Raw genomic sequence first — 3,197 nt, 5'->3', positions numbered from 1 at the left:
GGAGAAGGGGCGGGTCCGGCCGCATGGCGCAGGCATTGTGCTAGAGAATAGGAAAAAACAGGACAGGGGCGGGACATGACGACGCGAAAAGTGGCGGCGGTAATCGGCGGTTCGGGGTTCCTGGGGCGCCATGTGGTGCGTCGCCTGGCCGAAGACGGCTATGTGGTGCGGGTGGCCGCGCGGCGCGCCGACCGGGCGGCATCGCTGCGCCCGCTGGGCGATGTGGGGCAGATCGTGCCGCTGGGCGCCTCGATCCTGAATCATGCCTCGCTGGTGCCGGTCGTGGAAGGCGCCAGGGTGGTGGTGAACCTCGTCGGTATCCTGGCCGAGCGCGGGCCGGCGACGTTCCAGGCCGTGCATGTGGACGGCGCCGCGCAGGTAGCCCGTCTGGCGGCGTCGGCGGGGGTGGAACGGCTGGTGCATGTCTCGGCCATCGGGGCCGCGCCGGACAGCCCCTCAGCCTATGGCCGCAGCAAGGCCGCCGGCGAGGACGCGGTGCTGCGGGCAATGCCGGAGGCGACGATCGTGCGGCCGTCCATCCTGTTCGGGGCGGAGGACCATTTCACCAATCTCTTCGCCACGCTCGCGCGGTTCAGTCCGGTGGTGCCGGTCTATGGCGCGCGGACGCGCCTGCAACCGGTCCATGTCGCCGACGTAGCCGAAGGGATACGGCGTCTGGTGGCGGACAGCGGGCAGGACGGTGCGATCTTCGAATTCGGCGGCCCGGCGGTCCGGACGATGGAGGAGATCGCCCGGCTGATCGTGGCGGCGGTCGGCCGGCGCCGACTGGTGATCGCGGTGCCCCCGGCCCTGGCCTGGTGGCAGGCCATGTGGCTGGAGCGTCTGCCCGGACGGATGCTGACGCGCGACCAGCTTGCGATGCTCGCGAGCGACAATGTAGCGGCCGACGGCGCCCCCGGCCTGCAACAGCTTGGCATTCAACCCGCGTCGATGGAAATGATTGTTCCATCCTATCTGAGCGGATATAAAATTACATAAACAAGCGTCTTCAAAGCATTATATGGTCAATTGGTCCGAATCGGACCAATGTGGCCGGAGGCTTCATTCTCCCGGACAGCTCCCGAGCGGCTTTTTTGGTATAAATGGCAGCAATGCTGTCTTTTATGCTGGATGTGTCTGGCGTAGGTGTTCCGCCAACACAACGTACCGCAGGTGACGGTCGGGCGTTATCCAGGGGGGGGGGACCGATGGTCGAGCACATGCTGAAATTCGTCTCCGTGCCGCAAAGCCAGCCCGACAAGCGGCCGGCCGCGGAGCGGAATGGCGATTTCGACGAGATCTATCGCGCATTCGCGGTCGAGAAGGCGGAGCAGCAGGCCAGCCGCTGCTCGCAATGCGGCGTGCCGTTCTGCTCGGTCCATTGCCCGCTGGGCAACAACATCCCCGACTGGCTGAAGATGACGGCCGAGGGACGGCTGGAGGAAGCATATGCGCTGTCTTCCGCCACCAACAATTTCCCCGAGATCTGCGGCCGGATCTGCCCCCAGGACCGGCTGTGCGAAGGCAATTGCGTGATCGAGAAGGGGTTCGAGAGCGTCACCATCGGCGCCGTCGAACGCTTCATCACCGATACCGCCTTCGCCAGCGGCTGGGTCGAACCGATCCGCCCGCCCTTCGAGCGCGAGGCGTCGATCGGCATCGTCGGTGCCGGCCCCGGCGGCCTGGCGGCGGCGATGCAGTTCCGCCAGCAGGGCTATCAGGTGCATGTCTACGACCGGTACGACCGGATCGGCGGCCTGATGATCTATGGCATTCCGGGTTTCAAGCTGGAAAAGGACATCGTCGCGCGCCGTCACCTCTATCTGGAGGAATCGGGCGTCCAGTTCCATCTCGGGGTGGACATCACGGACGGCGACGGCGCGGGCACGCTCTCTTTCGCGACCTTGCAGGCGCGGCATGACGCGGTGCTGATCGCCACGGGCGTGTACAAATCGCGCGATATCGGCGGGCCGGGCGCGGGGCTGGGCGGCATCGTCAAGGCGCTGGATTATCTGACGATGTCCAACCGGCTGTCGCTGGGCGACGAGTTCGCCCCGGAGGAAAGCGCCGCGCTGAATGCCGCCGGCAAGTCGGTGGTGGTGATCGGCGGTGGCGACACGGCGATGGATTGCGTGCGCACCGCCATTCGCCAGGGCGCGAAATCGGTCAAATGCCTCTATCGCCGCGACCGCGCGAACATGCCCGGCTCGATCCGCGAGGTGAAGAACGCCGAGGAAGAAGGCGTGTCCTTCGTCTGGCTGGCGGCGCCCGAGGCGTTCCTGGGGGATGATACCGTCAGCGGCGTACGCGCCGTGCGCATGAAGCTGGGCATGCCCGATGCCAGCGGCCGCCAGTCGGTGGAGCCGGTGGAAGACAGCGCCTTCGTGCTGGAAGCCGACCTGGTGATCAAGGCGCTGGGCTTCGACCCCGAGCCGCTGCCGACCCTGTGGGGCCAGCCGGACCTTGCCGTATCGCGCTGGGGCACGCTGCGGGTCGACCATGAGAGCTTCATGACCAGCCTGCCGGGCGTGTTCGCGGCGGGGGATATCGTGCGCGGGGCCAGCCTGGTGGTGTGGGCCATTCGCGATGGACGGGATGCGGCGGCGCAGATGCATCGCTGGCTGGAAAACCGGGCGGCCCAGTGCGCCCAGGCGGCGGAGTGACGGACATGGACCAGTTGACCCAGGATCACGGATCGCGGGATGCCGGCCAGGACTTCGTGGCCGAATGGCAGGATAACGCGCAGGCGATCAGCGGACTGTACGATGCCACGCAGGAGCGCGATGCCTGCGGCGTCGGCCTGATCGCCTCGCTCGACGGACGCAAGCGGCGCGAGGTGGTCGAGGCCGGGATCGCGGCCCTGAAGGCCCTGTGGCATCGCGGCGCGGTGGATGCCGACGGCAAGACCGGTGACGGCGCGGGCATTCACCTGGAAATTCCGCAGGATTTCTTTGCCGAGGCGATCCATAGCGGCGGCGAGGGCTGCGTGGATACGCAGATCGCCATCGGCATGGTGTTCCTGCCCAAGACGGATCTGGCCGCGCAGGAGCGTTGCCGCCAGATCATCGAGACGGAGATCCTGGCCGTCGGCTACGGCATCTATGGCTGGCGCCAGGTGCCAATCGACACGGCATGCATCGGCGAGAAGGCCAATGCCACCCGGCCCGAGATCGAGCAGATCATGATCCGCAACCTGC

Annotated in this window: 2 protein-coding genes and 1 pseudogene; all 3 read left to right on the top strand. The window is 66.9% G+C overall.

All coding sequences use genetic code 11. The features are described 5' to 3' along the window. Window positions 1-75 precede the first annotated feature (75 nt). Window positions 76-999: a complex I NDUFA9 subunit family protein gene (locus ABF821_RS20470; protein WP_182972714.1), complete on the top strand. Its 924-nt coding sequence runs from the start codon at window positions 76-78 to the stop codon at window positions 997-999. Window positions 1,000-1,208: 209 nt separating this feature from the next. Continuing rightward, window positions 1,209-2,663: an NAD(P)-dependent oxidoreductase gene (locus tag ABF821_RS20465; protein WP_415531406.1), complete on the top strand. Its 1,455-nt coding sequence runs from the start codon at window positions 1,209-1,211 to the stop codon at window positions 2,661-2,663. A gap of 5 nt (window positions 2,664-2,668) precedes the next feature. Then, window positions 2,669-3,197: pseudogene (locus ABF821_RS20460) on the top strand (glutamate synthase large subunit); the annotation flags it as partial.

The sequence above is a fragment of the Gluconacetobacter sp. genome, assembly GCF_047721585.1.
In the GTDB taxonomy this organism is placed as follows: Bacteria; Pseudomonadota; Alphaproteobacteria; order Acetobacterales; family Acetobacteraceae; genus Gluconacetobacter; species Gluconacetobacter dulcium.
Note: the sequence above shows the minus strand (reverse complement) of the source record. Positions and strands in the feature narration are given on the sequence as shown.